The organism is Kineosphaera limosa NBRC 100340, assembly GCF_000298215.1.
In the GTDB taxonomy this organism is placed as follows: Bacteria; Actinomycetota; Actinomycetes; order Actinomycetales; family Dermatophilaceae; genus Kineosphaera; species Kineosphaera limosa.
This window is the reverse complement of the sequence record NZ_BAHD01000163.1, coordinates 1-891: the sequence shown is the minus strand read 5'-3', so window position 1 is coordinate 891 and position 891 is coordinate 1. Positions and strand designations below refer to the sequence as shown.

At 76.5% G+C, this 891-nt stretch carries 1 protein-coding gene; it reads right to left on the bottom strand.

Features of this window, described 5'->3' with window-relative positions:
- Positions 1-891: hypothetical protein (locus tag KILIM_RS21865; protein WP_006594947.1), on the bottom strand; the 891-nt coding region annotated here is incomplete at both ends.

The window sequence follows — 891 nt, the reverse complement described above, 5'->3', positions numbered from 1 at the left end:
GCTGGTCGCGCAGGGCCGCCGCGGCGCTGGCGGCCCGCGTCAGCTCCAACCGCATCGCCTCGACGCTGGCGGCCAGCGAGTCGCGCCGCAGCCGCGCCCGGTCCGCCTCCGCGCGCGCCTGCTCTTCGGTCTGCTGGGCCCGCTGCCATTCGTCCGGGTCGATGCCCGTCTCGGGATCGGCGGCCCGGGCCGGGCCTGGGGGCAGCTCAAGGGCCCCGCCCAGAGCCGCCAGGCGCTCAAGGAGTTCGGCGCGGTCCGAACCGTCGAGCAGGGCCCGGACGCGAGCTTGCAGGCCGGCTTCTTGGGCGTGCAGATCGTGCCGCTCATCGTGAGCCACGCGCGCCACCTCGAGCGAGGCGCAGCCGACCTCGGCGAGCCGTCGTTTCAGGTGCGCCCGCGCCTCGGCGAGCGCGGCAACCCGTTGGGCGGCGCCGGACTCGGGCTCCAACTCGATCTCGACCCCCGGCAGGTGCAGGGCGAGGCGTTGGCCGATCGCGCTCTCCCAGGACTGCCCCCGGCCCAGCGTGACGGTGGCCGGCACGTCGGACGTCTCCCCGCTGATCGGCGGGGCGCCGGCCTGCACCGACAGCTCCACCGGGGCGTCGGCCGCGCGGATCACGATGCGGGCACTGCCGACGGCGTGGGCGGCCTGCTCGAGGTCCACGCTCTGGGCGGCCTGCTCGAGGTCGCGCAGCACCGTCGTGCTCACCGTGCTCACCGGGCTCTGGCCGAGCAGCTCGCGCACCTGCGCCAACTCGTGATGCGCCTCGTCGATGGCGGCGATCTTGCTGCGCAGTGCGGCACGCTCGGCGGCGGCCCGGGCCCGGTCACGCCGAGCCGAGACGGCCGTCAGGTGGGCGCGCGCCGCGAGCACACCCTCCTGCGCCGCCG